This window comes from Rhodococcus indonesiensis (assembly GCF_047782815.1).
GTDB lineage: Bacteria > Actinomycetota > Actinomycetes > Mycobacteriales > Mycobacteriaceae > Rhodococcus > Rhodococcus indonesiensis.
On record NZ_CP180630.1, the window covers coordinates 3,617,915 to 3,633,903 of the forward strand.

At 68.9% G+C, this 15,989-nt stretch carries 15 protein-coding genes; 5 read left to right on the forward strand and 10 right to left on the reverse strand.

What is annotated here, in order from left to right; genetic code table 11:
• Positions 1 to 48: 48 nt before the first annotated feature.
• From ACM26Y_RS16755 to ACM26Y_RS16770, 4 genes are read right to left on the reverse strand one after another with little or no spacing between them, the layout of a single operon-like run.
• Positions 49 to 2,139, reverse strand: coding sequence for an ATP-binding protein (locus ACM26Y_RS16755; protein WP_416061411.1), 2,091 nt, complete (start codon positions 2,137 to 2,139; stop codon positions 49 to 51).
• A 38-nt stretch (positions 2,140 to 2,177) separates the two neighbouring features.
• Positions 2,178 to 3,278, reverse strand: a complete 1,101-nt coding sequence (locus ACM26Y_RS16760; protein WP_289378742.1) for an adenosine deaminase — start codon at positions 3,276 to 3,278, stop codon at positions 2,178 to 2,180.
• 17 nt (positions 3,279 to 3,295) lie between these two features.
• Positions 3,296 to 4,579: a thymidine phosphorylase gene (locus ACM26Y_RS16765; protein WP_371383552.1), complete on the reverse strand. Its 1,284-nt coding sequence runs from the start codon at positions 4,577 to 4,579 to the stop codon at positions 3,296 to 3,298.
• Complete coding sequence (locus tag ACM26Y_RS16770) at positions 4,572 to 4,994, reverse strand: cytidine deaminase (protein WP_416061412.1); 423 nt, start codon at positions 4,992 to 4,994, stop codon at positions 4,572 to 4,574. Before ACM26Y_RS16770 ends, ACM26Y_RS16765 begins: the two co-directional genes overlap by 8 nt.
• A gap of 253 nt (positions 4,995 to 5,247) precedes the next feature.
• Between ACM26Y_RS16770 and sdhC the strand changes: the two genes are divergently transcribed.
• The 4 genes from sdhC to ACM26Y_RS16790 are packed head-to-tail and all read left to right on the forward strand — an operon-like array spanning position 5,248 to position 8,637.
• Positions 5,248 to 5,652: a succinate dehydrogenase, cytochrome b556 subunit gene (gene sdhC / locus ACM26Y_RS16775; protein ID WP_072786530.1), complete on the forward strand. Its 405-nt coding sequence runs from the start codon at positions 5,248 to 5,250 to the stop codon at positions 5,650 to 5,652.
• 1 nt (position 5,653) lies between these two features.
• A complete protein-coding gene (locus ACM26Y_RS16780) occupies positions 5,654 to 6,094 on the forward strand; it encodes a succinate dehydrogenase hydrophobic membrane anchor subunit (RefSeq protein WP_003935734.1) in 441 nt (146 codons plus the stop codon).
• A gap of 15 nt (positions 6,095 to 6,109) precedes the next feature.
• A complete protein-coding gene (gene sdhA / locus ACM26Y_RS16785) occupies positions 6,110 to 7,861 on the forward strand; it encodes a succinate dehydrogenase flavoprotein subunit (RefSeq protein WP_289378740.1) in 1,752 nt (583 codons plus the stop codon).
• Positions 7,861 to 8,637 (forward strand): succinate dehydrogenase iron-sulfur subunit, encoded by a 777-nt coding sequence (locus tag ACM26Y_RS16790; RefSeq protein WP_003935736.1) that lies wholly within the window; start codon positions 7,861 to 7,863, stop codon positions 8,635 to 8,637. The genes sdhA and ACM26Y_RS16790 overlap by 1 nt, the downstream gene beginning before the upstream one ends.
• A gap of 58 nt (positions 8,638 to 8,695) precedes the next feature.
• Here ACM26Y_RS16790 and ACM26Y_RS16795 read toward each other — a convergent pair whose 3' ends face one another.
• A complete protein-coding gene (locus ACM26Y_RS16795) occupies positions 8,696 to 9,736 on the reverse strand; it encodes an NAD(P)-dependent alcohol dehydrogenase (RefSeq protein WP_416061413.1) in 1,041 nt (346 codons plus the stop codon).
• A gap of 89 nt (positions 9,737 to 9,825) precedes the next feature.
• Positions 9,826 to 10,833, reverse strand: a complete 1,008-nt coding sequence (locus ACM26Y_RS16800) for an NADP-dependent oxidoreductase (protein WP_371383551.1) — start codon at positions 10,831 to 10,833, stop codon at positions 9,826 to 9,828.
• Between the two features lie 122 nt (positions 10,834 to 10,955).
• On the opposite strand from ACM26Y_RS16800, the gene ACM26Y_RS16805 reads away from it, so the two are divergent.
• Positions 10,956 to 11,552, forward strand: a complete 597-nt coding sequence (locus ACM26Y_RS16805; RefSeq protein WP_003935740.1) for a TetR/AcrR family transcriptional regulator — start codon at positions 10,956 to 10,958, stop codon at positions 11,550 to 11,552.
• Here the strand turns inward: ACM26Y_RS16805 and yhjD are convergent.
• From yhjD to ACM26Y_RS16825, 4 genes are all read right to left on the reverse strand, one after another.
• Positions 11,497 to 12,561, reverse strand: coding sequence for an inner membrane protein YhjD (gene yhjD, locus ACM26Y_RS16810; protein WP_416061414.1), 1,065 nt, complete (start codon positions 12,559 to 12,561; stop codon positions 11,497 to 11,499). The genes ACM26Y_RS16805 and yhjD overlap by 56 nt on opposite strands.
• Positions 12,562 to 12,621: 60 nt before the next feature.
• Positions 12,622 to 13,662, reverse strand: a complete 1,041-nt coding sequence (gene trpS / locus ACM26Y_RS16815; protein WP_003935743.1) for a tryptophan--tRNA ligase — start codon at positions 13,660 to 13,662, stop codon at positions 12,622 to 12,624.
• 72 nt (positions 13,663 to 13,734) lie between these two features.
• Positions 13,735 to 14,538: an exodeoxyribonuclease III gene (locus ACM26Y_RS16820; protein ID WP_200863125.1), complete on the reverse strand. Its 804-nt coding sequence runs from the start codon at positions 14,536 to 14,538 to the stop codon at positions 13,735 to 13,737.
• A gap of 85 nt (positions 14,539 to 14,623) precedes the next feature.
• On the reverse strand, positions 14,624 to 15,841 hold the full coding sequence (locus ACM26Y_RS16825) for an NADP-dependent isocitrate dehydrogenase (RefSeq protein ID WP_003935745.1): 1,218 nt from the start codon (positions 15,839 to 15,841) through the stop codon (positions 14,624 to 14,626).
• Between the last annotated feature and the right edge of the window lie 148 nt (positions 15,842 to 15,989).

Here is a 15,989-nt window from a genome sequence, read left to right on the forward strand (position 1 = left end):
GCGGCCGGAATCTGCTCGGTCACCAGTCCGTTCGGTACTCGACTGTGCTCACTGCCGGCGGCCGTACACCTCCTGGTCCCACAGCCAGGACACGATCCGCTCGACCCCTGCGGTCAGATGCCTGCGATACGTGCTGAACGGCAGGCCGAGCGCCGCTGCGGCCGATTCCTGGGTCGCGGCCGGTCGCAGGTACGTCCGGTCCACGGCCCGCAGCAGTTTGTCGTCGCGGGGATGGTCGGCCAGGGTGGTGACCGCGTCGCGCAGCACCTCCTCGAGCAGCGCAGCGTCAGGCTCCCCGGAGCCGGTCCGGTCGTGGAGCACCCGAGTTCGCAGCAGCGGATTGCGGGCGAGGAGGTCGTGTCGCCGCAGGTCGTGCAGTCCCTGCTTGACCGACTGCGCGAACTCGGGTTGGGAGAGCACGAGCAGCACGGGTGCGCCGGGCACGGAGGGGGACGGACCGCGAGCCAGCGCCCGCTCCGTCACCCGCTCGAGCCAGGCGTCGACCGGGACGCGCCGGAAATCGTGGGCGAACAAGCCGAACCGGCGGCGACCGACGACGAAATCGCCGCCGTCGACCCGCGGCAGATCGGCCACCGCGAAGTAGTCGTCCCACCGGTCCGGCTCGGCCAGGACGAGCACGTCGTAGGCAAGACCCCGAGTGGTAAGGCATCGCTGCATCGTGAGAATCGGGACTGCATTGAGCGTCGGCGAGGGGTCCTGGTACGCCTCCCGGTCCACGACGAAGCGGGTCTGGGTGACGACCTCGACCTCGCGCAGCGGCGTACATCGCTGCGCGGCCCGCCATCCCGCCGCGGCGCCCGGGTCGCCGACCCGATCCGCCTCGGTGGCGCGGGTGAGGTCCAGCAGCCCGATCACCCCGCGGACGGTCCCGTCCAGGTCCCGGAGCACGAAGAAGCCGTCCGGTTGCCGTGCGAGCCACCACCGTGCGAGCTGTGCGGATTCCTCGCCCTCTGCAGCCCGGACCAGCTCGACGACCGCCGCGTGGTCGGCAACGGTGGCGGGCTCGGGATAGTGCCGGCCCCAGCTCTCCCACTGCACCGGCGACAGCACGCCGGCGAGGTTGCGGAACACGAACTTCAGATCGAAGATCGCCTGCTGTTGCCGCCGGCCGGTCGCCGAGTCGAGCGCCCGGTGGATGTGCCGCCACACCTGGCGGAAGACGTCGGCGTAGCTGTCGGCGTCCCGCCACCACAGGTCGGCGTCGATGACGTCGCGGGCCAGGTCGTGAGGATGGAGACCGTCGGCTCCGGTCTCGACGAAGGACAGGCCCCGAAGCCACCGGAACGCGTCGTGGGCGCAGTCGTCGTCCGCCCCGAGCGCGTCCCGCAGGAGCGATTCCGTGGTCACGCGGGCGAGGGCGCACACCTCGAGTGCCCGACGGCGGACAGTGCCCGGTTCCTCGTCGACGAACCGGTGCAGCAGCGTCCCCACGAGGTCGGGGGTCAGCGGATCCGCGTCGGCGCTGCCGCCGCGGAGCACCGCGTCGGCGAGCAACGACAGCGCCAACGGGTGGCCGTGGGCCACGCGGCAGAGGCGCTCGTGCAGGTCGTCGCGGACCCCGGCGGCGCGCAGGTACTCGACGCTCTCCGGTGGCGCGAGGTTGCGCAGCGACACCACTCGCAGCAGATCGCCCCATGCCGGATCCGACCGCCACTGCGGCGACGGTGGATTCCGTCCCGCGATCACGACTATCGCGTCTTCCGGCAACCGCGGCAGCAGATTCCGGCGGATCCAGCCGTCGATCGGTGCGAGTGCCTCGTACGTGTCGATCACCGTCACGAGCCGTTGCCCGGAGGTGGTGGCGATTCGGTCCGCGTCCACGTCGAGGTGGTCCGCCAAAGCCGCGAGCACGGCAACCGGGTCGGGGACGAGGTCTCTCCCGTCGAGACGCACGAGAGCGGATCCGGCAGCCACGGCGAGATCGGCGACCTCGTCGAGCAGGCTCGTCTTGCCGATCCCTCCGGGTCCGTACAGGTACAGCACCGAGAACGGGGATCGAGGCGCGTCGAGTGCGGCACGTACCAGTTCGAGTTCGGCCGAACGCCCGACGAACCGGCGGCGGCGGCGCGCGGCGAGCACGTCGCCGAGAGTTGCCGAGGGCGGGACGCGGTCCCTCATACCTCGACCCTACGAGGTGACGACCGCCGGCGGTACCGTCAGCCGATCAGGACGGCGTAGCCGGGCTTGATCACGTTGTCGATGAGCTCGAGCCGCTGGTCGAACGGCAGGAACGCGGACTTCATCGCGTTGATCGTGAACCGCTCGAGGTCGGACCATCCGTACCCGAACGTCTCGACGAGCCGCATCATCTCCTTGCTCATCGTGGTGTCGCTCATCAGCCGGTTGTCGGTGTTGACGGTGACCCGGAACCGCAGACGCGCCAGCAGGTCGAACGGGTGCCGTTCGAGGGTGTCGACGGCACCGGTCTGCACGTTCGAACTCGGGCACAGCTCGAGTGGGATCCGCTTGTCGCGCACGTAGTTCGCCAGCAGGCCGAGGGTGGCGGTGCCGTCCTCGGCGACGGTGATGTCGTCGACGATGCGCACGCCGTGGCCCAGGCGGTCGGTGCCGCAGAACGCGATGGCCTCGTGGATGGACGGCAGTCCGAATGCCTCTCCCGCGTGGATCGTGAAGTGCGCGTTGGCGGCGCGCATGTACTCGAAGGCATCGAGATGCCGGCTCGGTGGGTAGCCGGCCTCGGCGCCGGCGATGTCGAACCCGACGACGCCGCGGTCGCGGAACCGCACCGTGAGTTCGGCGATCTCCCGGGACCGGGCGGCGTGCCGCATCGCGGTGAGCAGCAGCCGCACCCGGATCGGCTGGGCCCCGGAGGCCTCCACCGCGGACTCCCCCGATCGGAAACCTTCGAGCACGTGCTCGACCACGGAGTCCAGGTCGAGCCCCCGCTCGAGGTGCTGTTCGGGCGCGAACCGGACCTCGGCGTAGACGACGCCGTCGGCGGCGAGGTCGAGCACGCATTCGCGGGCGACTCGCTCGAGGCCGTCCGGGGTCTGCATGACGGCCACGGTGTGCGCGAACGTTTCGAGGTAGCGCTCGAGCGACCCGCTGTCGGCCGAGTCCCGGAACCAGCGCGCCAGCTCGGGCTCCGTGCCGGCCGGCAGCCGGTATCCGCAGGCATCGGCCAGTTCGAGCACGGTTCCCGGCCGCAGACCGCCGTCGAGGTGGTCGTGCAGAAGCACTTTCGGCGCGGTCCGCAGGGCGGGTTCGGTCAGTGTCGTCGTCGCCGGCTCCGTCATGCCCCGACGGTAGTCGGCTAGGCGGTGATCCGCTCGACGACGAGCGGCCGTGTCGCCGGCGCGGAATCGGAGATGTGCACGCCCTCGCCGAGGGTCGCCATCGCGGCAGGGAACTTCGCCGGAGTGTCGGTGTGCAGGGTGGCGATCGTGTCCCCGGCGCGGACCCGGTCCCCCGGCTTCGCGTGCAGCTCGATCCCCGCTGCGGCCTGCACGGGTTCGCCCTGCCGTTCCCGCCCGGCGCCGAGTCGCCATGCGGCCACACCCACCGCCATCGCGTCGAGTTCGGCCAGCACGCCGTCGCCGGGTGCGCGCAGTTCCTCCGTGTACCGGGCCGTGGGCAGCGGTGCGTCGGGGTCCCCGCCCTGCGCGGCGATCATCGCGCGCCACCGGTCCATGGCGGTGCCGTCGCGCAGCCGGTCCGCGGGGTCGACGTCGTCGCGGCCGACGGCGGCGAGCATTTCGCGGGCGAGGGCGAGGGTCAGCTCGACCACGTCGGGCGGGCCGGCACCGGCGAGTACATCGACGGCCTCGCGCACCTCGAGGGCGTTGCCGGCGGTGCGTCCGAGCGGGACGTCCATCCGGGTGAGGAGCGCGGTGGTGTGCAGTCCCTCGTCCTCGCCCAGCTCGACCATGGTGCGGGCGAGCTCGCGGGCGTCGCCCAGGTTCTTCATGAACGCCCCGGAGCCGACCTTGACGTCGAGGACGAGGGCGCCGGTGCCTTCGGCGATCTTCTTGCTCATGATCGAGCTGGCGATCAGGGGAATGGACTCGACCGTGCCGGTGACATCGCGCAGGGCGTAGAGGCGGCGGTCGGCCGGGGCGAGGTCGGCGCCGGCCGCGCAGACGACGGCACCCACCTCCGGGTCGGCGAGGATCTCGGCGATCTCGGTGGTGCTCATTTCCGCCCGCCAGCCGGGAATCGCCTCGAGCTTGTCCAGGGTGCCGCCGGTGTGGCCGAGTCCGCGGCCGGAGAGCTGGGGTACTGCGACGCCGCAGGCGGCGACGAGCGGGGCCAGCGGAAGGGTGATCTTGTCGCCTACACCGCCGGTGGAGTGCTTGTCGACGGTGGGCAGGCCCAGGCCGGTGAAGTCGAGGCGCCGGCCCGAGTCGATCATTGCGGTGGTCCAGCGGGCGGTCTCGGCGCGCGTCATGCCCCGGAAGTAGACCGCCATCGCGAGGGCCGCCATCTGCTCGTCCGCGACGACGCCGCGGGTGAACGCCTCGATGATCCAGTCGATCTCGGCGCCGCTGAGTTCCTTGCCGTCCCGTTTGCGGGTGATGATCGACAGGGCGTCAGGCACGGTCGGTCCCTCCCGTCTCGCGCACCGCGTCCAGGTCGCCGGGCCCGAACGCGTCCGGCAGCAGTTCGGAAATGGGGCGCGGTCCGCGGTGCGTGTCGACCTCGAGGCCGGGGCCACCGTGTTCGGCGAGGATCTGCCGGCAGCGCCCGCACGGGCTCAGGACGGCTCCGCGAGCGTCGCAGACGGCGACGGCACGCAATCGCCCGCCGCCACTGGAAATCAAGTTACCGACCAGTACGCATTCGGCGCACAGGCCCACTCCGTGTGAGACATTTTCCACATTGCATCCGACGACTATCCGTCCGTCGTCCACGAGCGCCGCGGCCCCCACCGGGAAACGGGAGTAGGGTGCATACGCGCGTCCCATCACCTCATGTGCTTTGGCGCGCAAGGTTTTCCAGTCTACGTCCGGCATAGTTGCCCATCCTGTCACGGTGGCCGATTCCACGATTCACCGACCCGGCCGGGCCAGATCACAGTTGGAAAGGCAAACCTAACTTGCAATTCGGCGGCCGTACGAACCGCCACGCGAATTAGTTCCCGACTTTCGAATAGGACTAAAGTCGGTCGAAGTCGGTTCAGGTTCACGTCGAGCCCGTGCTGCGGAATCCCCCAGAGGCTGGAGAGGCTCGACGCGTCCACCATTGACGTTGGAGGCACAGCACTCGATGAGCAGCACGACTGAAGCCGCTCCCGCACCGGGGCGCACACGGTCGCTTTACCGGGGAGACCCGGGCATGTGGTCCTGGGTTCTGCACCGGATCACAGGCGTGGCGACATTCTTCTTCCTTTTCGTCCACGTCCTGGACACGGCACTCGTCCGGGTGAATCCCGAAACCTACGACAGTGTCATCGAGACCTACAAGAATCCCGTCGTCGGGCTCATGGAGCTCGGGTTGGTGGCGATGGTGCTCTACCACGCCCTCAACGGCCTGCGCGTGATGCTCGTGGACTTCTGGTCCAAGGGCCCGCAGTACCAGCGGGTGATGCTCTGGACGGTCCTGGCGATCTGGTTCGTGGTGATGATCCCGGCCGCCGGTCGCATCTTCTACAACATGTTTGCGGGGCACTGAGATGACTGAAGCCAAGACTCTCGGCAAGGCGTACGACCGCCCGGCCAGCCTCGACAATCCGCGCTCCCCGCGCCGTGCCGCGAAGAACAACTTCGAGCTCTACGCCTGGTTGTTCATGCGCCTGTCCGGCCTTGCGCTGATCATCCTGGTGCTCGGCCACCTGTTCATCATGCTGATGCTGGACGAGGGCGTGCACCGCATCAACTTCGCGTTCGTCGCCGGACGCTGGTCCAGCCCGTTCTGGCAGTTCTGGGACCTGTCGATGCTCTGGCTCGCGCAGCTCCACGGCGGCAACGGCCTGCGCACCGTCATCGCGGACTACTCCCGCAAGGACTCGACCCGATTCTGGCTCAACACGATCCTGGTCGTGTCGATGATCCTGATCATGGGCCTGGGCACCTACGTGATCTTCACCTTCGACCCCAACATCGTTGCGAGCTAGGGGAGCTACGACTTCATGCAGGAACATCGTTATGACGTGGTCATCGTCGGTGCCGGCGGCGCCGGCATGCGTGCGGCCATCGAGGCCGGTCCCCGCGCCCGCACCGCAGTTCTGACCAAGCTCTACCCCACCCGCAGCCACACCGGCGCCGCGCAGGGCGGCATGTGCGCCGCCCTCGCGAACGTCGAGGAGGACAACTGGGAGTGGCACACCTTCGACACCGTCAAGGGTGGCGACTACCTCGTCGACCAGGACGCTGCGGAGATCATGGCCAAGGAGGCCATCGACGCGGTGCTCGACCTCGAGAAGATGGGTCTGCCGTTCAACCGCACCCCCGAGGGCAAGATCGACCAGCGGCGGTTCGGTGGCCACACCCGTGACCACGGCAAGGCCCCGGTACGGCGCGCCTGCTACGCGGCCGACCGCACCGGCCACATGATCCTGCAGACGCTCTACCAGAACTGCGTCAAGCACGACGTGGAGTTCTTCAACGAGTTCTACGCCCTCGACATCGCGCTGACGCAGACCCCCGAGGGTCCCGTCGCCACCGGCGTCATCGCCTACGAGCTCGCCACCGGCGAGATCCACATCTTCCACGCGAAGTCGATCGTGTTCGCCACCGGCGGCTCGGGCCGGATGTACAAGACGACGTCCAACGCGCACACCCTCACCGGTGACGGCATGGGCATCATCTTCCGCAAGGGCCTGCCGCTCGAGGACATGGAGTTCCACCAGTTCCACCCGACGGGACTCGCGGGCCTGGGCATCCTGATCTCCGAGGCCGTGCGCGGCGAGGGCGGCATCCTCCGCAACGCCGACGGCGAGCGCTTCATGGAGCGCTACGCCCCCACCATCAAGGACCTCGCGCCCCGCGACATCGTCGCCCGCTCGATGGTGCTCGAGGTGCTCGAGGGCCGCGGCGCCGGACCGAACAAGGACTACGTCTACATCGACGTGACCCACCTCGGTGAGGACGTCCTCGAGGAGAAGCTCCCGGACATCACCGAGTTCGCCCGCACCTACCTCGGCGTCGACCCCGTCACCGAGCTCGTGCCGGTGTACCCGACCTGCCACTACGTGATGGGCGGCATCCCCACCAAGATCAACGGTGAGGTGCTGCGCAACAACGAGGACGAGGTCCCGGGCCTGTACGCCGCCGGCGAGTGCGCCTGCGTCTCCGTCCACGGCGCCAACCGCCTCGGCACCAACTCGCTGCTCGACATCAACGTGTTCGGCCGTCGCGCCGGCATCGCTGCCGCCGAGTACGCGAACACCCACGACCACGTGGACCTGCCGGAGGACCCGGCCCGCAACGTCGTGGAGTGGCTCGAGCGGATCCTGGGCGCGGGCGGCAAGGAGCGCGTGGCGGACATCCGCAGCGAGCTGCAGCAGTCCATGGACAACAACGCCTCGGTGTTCCGCACCGAGGAGACGCTCACCAAGGCGCTCGAGGACATCCACGCGCTGAAGGAGCGGTACAAGCACATCACCGTCCAGGACAAGGGCAAGCGCTACAACAGCGACCTGCTCGAGGCCGTCGAGCTGGGCTTCCTGCTCGAGATGGCCGAGGTCACCGTCGCCGGTGCGCTCAACCGGAAGGAATCGCGCGGCGGTCACGCCCGCGAGGACTTCCCGAAGCGCGATGACGAGAAGTTCCTCAAGCACACCATGGCCTACAAGGAGGGGACGGAGCTGATCTCCCCCATCCGCCTGGACTACAAGCCGGTGGTGCAGACCCGCTACGAGCCGATGGAGCGGAAGTACTGATGACAACCCTCGAGAAGAACGAAGCCGACGTCTCGAACCTGCCACCCGTGCCCGAGGGCGCCACGATGGTCACCCTCAAGATCGCGCGGTTCAACCCCGAGGACGGCAAGGGTCAGCACTGGGACAGCTTCCAGGTTCCGGCGCTGCCGTCGGACCGCATGCTCAACCTGCTGCTCTACGTGAAGGGCTACCTCGACGGCACCCTCACGTTCCGCCGCAGCTGCGCGCACGGCGTGTGCGGCTCCGACGCGATGCGGATCAACGGCGTCAACCGCCTGGCCTGCAAGATCCTGATGAAGGACATGCTGCCCAAGGACGGCAAGCCGGTGACCATCACCGTCGAGCCGATCCGCGGCCTGCCGGTCGAGAAGGACCTCGTCGTCGACATGGAACCCTTCTTCGACGCGTTCCGCGCCGTGAAGCCGTTCCTCATCGCCACCGGCAACGAGCCCACCCGCGAGCGGATCCAGTCGCAGGCCGACCGGGCCCGCTTCGACGACACCACCAAGTGCATCCTCTGCGCGTGCTGCACCACCTCGTGCCCGGTGTACTGGAACGACGGCAGCTACTTCGGCCCCGCCGCCATCGTCAACGCGCACCGGTTCATCTTCGACAGCCGTGACGAGGGCGCCGCCGAGCGTCTCGACATCCTCAACGACGTCGAGGGCGTGTGGCGCTGCCGCACCACCTTCAACTGCACCGATGCGTGCCCCCGCGGCATCCAGGTGACGAAGGCGATCCAGGAGGTCAAGCGCGCGCTGCTGTTCGCTCGCTGATCCCCGTACCCGACGAAGGCTCCGCACTCGATCCGAGTGCGGAGCCTTCGTCGTCGCATCAGCCCGGAACGACGACGCCGCGACCGCGGATGCTGCCCTCGCGCAGCCGCCGGTAGGCCGTGGGCCCCTCGTCGAGGGTGAACGTCTCGGTGTGGATGTCCAGCCGGCCGGCGCGGGCCAGCTCCACGACCTCCATCAGCTCGGACCGGGTGCCCCAGTACGGGGTCACGACGGAGGCCCCGAACGGGATCATGAAGAAGCCGACCTTGGCATGCGCGCCGGTGTGGATGCCGACGACCGAGATGTGCCCGTCGACCGCGACCACCTCCTGGGCCATGTCGATCGTGCTCTGGGCGCCGACGAAGTCGAACACCGCCGTCGCCCCCTCACCGCCGGCCAGTTCCCGGACCGCGTCCACCGCACCGGCGCCCGACTTCACCGCCGCGTCGGCACCGACCTCACGGGCGAGTGCGAGGCGGTCGTCGTCGAGATCGACGGCGATCACGCGGGCCGCGCTGACTGCGCGCAGAATCTGGATGCCGACGTGCCCGAGTCCGCCGACCCCGATGACGACCGCCGTCGAGCCGGGTCCCAGCAGCGGCAGGACCCGCGAGATCGCGTGGTACGGCGTCAGGCCGGCGTCGGTGAGCGGAACCGCGGCGACCGGGTCGAGGTCCCCGATCGGGACGAGGTGGCGCGCCGAGTCGACGATCATGTACTCGGCCATCGACCCGGGCGAGCCGAGACCGGGCGGGGTGAGGCCCAGTTCGGCGGCGCGGGTGCAGTAGTTCTCGCGGCCACGCGCGCACGCGTGGCACGCACCGCAACCCCACGGCCCGTACACGGCGACGGCGTCCCCCGTCTCGAATCCGGTGACGCCGTCACCGAGTTCGGCGACGGTGCCGACACCCTCGTGGCCGAGGGTGAGGGGAAGACCGTAGGCGTACTGCCCCGCCGGCATGTCCATCACGAAGATGTCCGAGTGGCACAACCCGGCCGCGGTGACCTTCAGCAGGATCTCACCCGGCCCGGGCGACGGAGTCGGGACGTCGACGACGACCGGCTCGGAGCCGATCTCGGTGTACTGGAGGGCTTTCATGCGCCCGACTCTACGGCCGGGGGTGTGGGCCCGCCCGGTGCTACAGCGACTCTTCCGCTGCGCGACGCCGGCCGTTCCGGCTCCGGACGTCAGGCGGTCCGGACGAGCATCTTGCCGACGTTGCGCCCGCGCATGAGGTCGAGGAAGGCGTCCACCGAGTTGCCGATGCCGTCGACGACCGTCTCGTCGAACACCACGTCGCCGGCCGCGAGCCACGGCCCCATCTTCGCCGCGAACTCGGGGAAGACGTGGGTGTAGTGGCCGAGGGTGAAGCCCTGCAGGGTCAGCCCCCGGGTGATGATGTTGGCCATGTTGTCCGGCCCGGCCGTGCGTTCGGTGTTGTTGTACAGGGCGATTGCGCCGCACAGGGCGGCCCGGCCGCCGTCGCGCAGGACGTCGAGGGCTGCCTCGAGATGGTCGCCGCCGACATTGTCGAAGTACACGTCGATCCCGTCGGGCGCGGCCCGGCGCAGCTGACGCCGCACGGGCGCCGACTTGTAGTCGAACGCGTCGTCGTAGCCGTAGCGCTCGGTGAGCATCGCGACCTTGCTCTCGGAGCCGGCGGAGCCGAGCACCCGGCTCGCGCCCTCGAGCCGGGCGATCTGTCCGGCGGCGGTGCCCACTGCTCCGGCGGCGCCGGAGACGAAGACGGTGTCACCCGGCTGCAGGCGGGCGATGTGCATCAGACCCACGTAGGCGGTCAGCCCTGTCAGGCCGAGGATGCCGAGGTAGGCGGAAATCGGAACCCCCGGAAGCTCGTCGACCACCCGGAAGGCCCTGGCGTCGCCCTGCGCGACGTCGCGCCAGCCCAGATCGTGCAGCACGACCGAGCCGACGGGGTGGGCCGGCGACGTCGACTCCACGACGCGGCCGACGGCGCCGCCGGTCATGGTCTCGCCCAGGGCGAACGGCGGGATGTAGGACTTGACGTCGTTCATCCGTCCCCGCATGTAGGGGTCGACCGAGACGAACTCGTTGACGACGCGGACCTGGTTCGGACCGAGGTCGGGCAGGTCGACCGTCACGGTGCGGAAGTCGTCGTGCGACGGCCAGCCGACGGGGCGCCGGACCAGTTGGATCTGGGTGCTAGAGGTCACCGGGTGTGAACCTTCCTCACGTCTCGAGCCGCTGAGGCAGTTCCCGGCGGCTCCGGAGTATTGAACTGACCTTTCCAATATATACTGGACCGGTCATTGCACAACGGAGATCGGAAGGACGCATGGGACGGCCACCGGGGTTCGACACCGCCGACGTCGTGGAACGGGCACGGGATTTGTTCTGGGACAAGGGCTTCGAGGCCACCTCCGTCCCCGAGCTCGAGCGGGCGACGGGCCTGAACCGGTCGAGTCTCTACAACGCCTTCACCAGTAAGCGCGGGTTGTTCGACGCGGCCGTTCGCGACTACCTCGACCGTGTCGTCCGCCCCCGGCTGCGCGTCCTCACCGACGAACCGACCGCCCCCGATGCGGCGGCACGCTACTTCCGGGCGCTGGCCCGCACCGTCGCGGCCCTCCCGGACGACTCGCCGCGCCGCGGCTGCCTGCTGCTCAACAGCGCCGCCGGCCTCGCCGCGCACGACGAGACGCAACGCGCGGTCGTCACCGCCTACCGCACCGAGCTGGCGACCGCGTTCGCGCACGCGCTGCGCGCCCTCGATCCCGCCGCCGACGACGAGACGCTCGCCCGGCGGGTGCGGGTACTGACGTCGCTGTCGACGAGCACGCTGCTCCTCGCCCGCGTCGACCGCGACGAGGCGGTCGCTACCGCCGAAACCGCGATCGCGCAGCTCGACGAATGGCGCGCGAGCGCTCGCTGAGCAGGACCCCGCCGAGCGCTCCGGCACCGACGAGCGCCAGACCGCCACGCAGCCCGGGCCCCTCGTGCACCTCCACGCGCGGCGTGATCCGTGCCAGCTCCGGGGGCGGCACGTGAGCCATGACCAGATTCTCCTTGGACGATGCCGCCCACGCCGTGGCGAACAACACCATCCGGGCGGTCAGGTTCGCGAACACCAGTACGCCGAGGATCGGGCCGAAGGCCACTCCGGCGGGGCCGCTGGTGACCCGGGAGAGGTAGATCGAACCGACCTGCTTGAAGAGTTCGAACGCCACGGCGGCGAGCAGGCCGGCGCGCATCGCGCTGCGGAAGGTGACGGGTTCCCGGGGCAGCCGGGCGATCACCCAGGTGAACAGCACCCACGTCGCGCACACGGAAATGGCGATCGTCGCCACCGTCAGTGCCACGCCGACGCCGGGCACGTTCTCGAGCCGCAGCAGACCGACGAAGAAGTCCATGACCGGTCCGCTGCTCGCGGCCGACAAGGCCAGCGACGCCACGATGGCGAGGCCGAGGCCGAGGAGGGTCAGCACGTCGTTGACCTTGGTGCGCACGAACCCCGTCTTGCCGTGCGGATGGTCCCACATCGCGGTGAGCGCGTCCCGCAGGTTGGTGATCCAGCCGATTCCTGCATATGCGGCGGTGAGCAGACCGAGGGTGCCCACGGCACTGCGGGAGGCGATCGCGGAGTCGACCAGGCCCTGTACCGTCGCGCCGAGTTCACCGGGGATGTTCTGGGCGATCGCGGTCTGCAGCTGTTCGAGGGTCTCGGGCCGGCCCGCGAGCACGAAGCCGGCAATCGAGAACGACAGCATCAGGATGGGAATCAGGGACAGCACACTGAAGTACGTGATCCCTGCCGCGTAGTAGTCGCCCTTCTGCTCCTGGTATCGCAGGCCGGCCCGCACCAGATGGTCGAGTGCCGGATGCGCCGCGCGCTGCCGCTCGAGAAACCCCGGTTTCGACGGTTCGGTGGAATCGTCGGCCATCGGTGGGCAACTCCTTCCGCGTTCCGCCGCCCGTGTGCTGCGTCCGGCGCACGCCCCGGCTCACTTGCGGGGCAGGAATCCCACCTTGTCATAGACCTGGCCGAGTGTCCGGGAAGCCACCTCGCGGGCCTGGTCGGCGCCGGTCGACAGGATGCGCAGCAGTTCCGCCTCGTCGGCGAGGTACTCGTCCACCTTCGCCTGCAACGGGGTGACGAACTCGGTGAGCACCTCCGCGGTGTCGGTCTTGAGGTCGCCGTATCCCTTGCCCGCGTAGCCGGCCACGAGTTCGTCGACGGGCCGGCCGGACAGGGCGGCCTGAATGGTGAGCAGGTTGCTCACGCCGGGCTTGTTCGCGGGGTCGAAGCGGATCTCGCGCTCGTTGTCCGTCACCGCCGACTTGATCTTCTTCGCCGAAACCTTCGGATCGTCGAGCAGGTTGATCAGGCCGGCCGGGGTCGCGGCGGACTTGCTCATCTTCGCCGTGGGGTTCTGCAGGTCGTAGATCTTGGCGGTGCCCTTGATGATCTGCGGCTCGGGAACGACGAACGTCTTGCCGAACCTGGTGTTGAACCGCTGGGCGAGATCCCGGGTCAGCTCGAGGTGCTGACGCTGATCCTCCCCCACCGGCACCCGCTGCGGCCGGTACAGCAGGATGTCCGCCGCCATCAGCACCGGGTAGGTGAACAGACCGACGCTGGCGTGCTCGGTGCCCTCCTTGGCGGACTTGTCCTTGAACTGCGTCATCCGGCCCGCCTCGCCGAAGCCGGTGATACAGCTCAGCACCCACGCCAGCTCGGCGTGCTCGGGTACCTGGCTCTGGACGAACAGCACCGACCGGTCCGGGTCGATGCCGACGGCGAGCAGCTGCGCGGCCGCCCGCAGAGTGCGCCGGCGCAACCCCTTCGGATCCTGCGGCACGGTGATCGCGTGCAGATCGGGGATGAAGTAGTAGGCGTCGAACTCGTCCTGCAACGGAACCCACTGCTGCAGCGCGCCGAGGAAGTTCCCGAGGTGGAACGAATCGGAGGTCGGCTGGATACCCGACAGCACCCGGGGCCGGGCGGTCGGCGTGGTGGTGTTCTGTTCTGCAGTGCTCGCCATGGTTGTCGATACTTTCACGTGCGGGAAGAGCCGCTCCCGGGAGGTCGGCTCCGATCGCGGGGTCCGCCCGGATCAGCGGAACTGCACGGTGACCGGGGCGTGGTCCGACCAGCGCTCGGCATAGGTGGCAGCGCGCTCGACGCGGGCCTCCTTCGCCCGGGCGGCCAGCCCCGCCGTCGCGAGGTGGTAGTCGATCCGCCAGCCGGCGTCGGTGTCGAACGCCTTGCCGCGGTAGGACCACCAGGAATACGGGCCGTCGACGTCGGGGTGCAGGGCGCGCACCACGTCGACCCAGCGGCCGTCGGCGAGGAGGGCATCGAGCCAGGCGCGTTCGCCGGGCAGGAACCCGGACTTCTTCACGTTGCCCTTCCAGTTCTTGATGTCGCGCTCGGTGTGGGCGATGTTCCAGTCCCCGCACACCACCATGTGCCGGCCCGCGGCCTCCGCCTCGGCGGCCCGGTGGTTCAGGTGCGCCGCGAACGACGCCATGAACCGCTCCTTCTCTTCCTGCTTCGGGGTGTCGGCCTCCCCGGTGGGCAGGTACAGACTGCCGACGGTCAGATCGCCGAAGTCCGCCTCGACGTACCGTCCGGAGGCCGCGAACTCGTCCTCGTCGAACCCGACGCGGGAGGAGTCGGCGGGGCGCCGCGACAGGATCGCGACCCCGGCACGGCCCTTGGCCTCCGATTCGGCCGACACGACGTACCACCCGGCATCGAGGGCCGGCGCGATCGCCGCATGGAACTGCTGCTCGGTGGCGCGCACCTCCTGCAGGCACACGATGTCGGCGGGCTCGGTGGCCAGCCAGGCGAGCAGTCCCTTGCCGGCGGCGGCACGGACGCCGTTGACGTTGACGGTGGAGACGACATGAGGCACGCCGGTCACCGTAGCGGACGGACCCGACCCGCAACGACGACGGGACGCCCCCGGCAGGGGCGTCCCGTCGTGTGCGGTCCGTGCGTCAGGCGCGAGCCTTCTGGAGGTTCTCGTCGAGCGCGGCGAGGAACTCCTCGGTGGTCAGCCAGGCCTGCTCGGGTCCGATGAGCAGGGCGAGGTCCTTGGTCATCTGGCCGGCTTCGACGGTCTTGATGACGACGTCCTCGAGCTGCTGGGCGAACTCGATCACCTCGGGGGTGTTGTCGAGCTTGCCGCGGTGCTCGAGACCACGGGTCCAGGCGAAGATCGACGCGATCGGGTTGGTCGACGTCGGCTTGCCGGCCTGGTGCTGCCGGAAGTGCCGGGTGACGGTTCCGTGGGCAGCCTCGGCCTCGACGGTCTTTCCGTCCGGGGTCATGAGCACGGAGGTCATCAGGCCCAGCGAACCGTAGCCCTGTGCGACGGTGTCCGACTGGACGTCGCCGTCGTAGTTCTTGCAGGCCCAGACGTAACCGCCTTCCCACTTGAGCGAGGAAGCGACCATGTCGTCGATGAGGCGGTGCTCGTAGGTGAGTCCGGCGGCGTCGAACTCCGCCTTGAACTCCTCCTCGTAGATCCGCTGGAACTCGTCCTTGAACATGCCGTCGTAGGCCTTGAGGATCGTGTTCTTGGTCGAGAGGTAGACCGGGTAGTTCTGCTGCAGGCCGTAGGACAGCGAGGCCCGCGCGAAGTCCTGGATGGACTTCTTGTAGTTGTACATCCCCATGACGACGCCGCCGTCCTCGGGAATCTGGCACACCTCGTGCTGGATCGGCTCGGAGCCGTCCTCCGGCGTGAAGGTGATGGTGACGGTGCCCGGGCGGTCGACCTTGAAGTCGGTGGCGCGGTACTGGTCGCCGAAGGCGTGACGGCCGACGATGACCGGCTTGGTCCAGCCCGGCACCAGACGGGGCACGTTCGAGATGATGATCGGGGCACGGAAGATGGTGCCGCCCAGGATGTTACGGATCGTGCCGTTGGGCGAACGCCACATCTTCTTCAGGCCGAACTCCTCGACCCGGGCCTCGTCGGGAGTGATGGTGGCGCACTTGACGCCGACGCCGTGCTTCTTGATGGCGTTGGCCGCATCCACGGTGACCTGGTCGTCGGTCGCATCGCGGTGCTCGATGCCGAGGTCGTAGTACTCGAGATTCACATCCAGGTAAGGATGGATCAGCTTGTCTTTGATGAACTGCCAGATGATGCGGGTCATCTCGTCGCCGTCGAGTTCGACGACCGTTCCCTCAACCTTGATCTTGGACATGTGCGCTTCGCGTCCTCCTAGGAAGTGTCCCTGGTCCCAAGTCGATCCCACTTTGTGGGTGCGATCGTGGTCGGCTCAATGAACCATTCATGGCGTGCTCACACGTACGGAACACGGTCCAAACAAGACGAGCGTACTGCTATTGCCC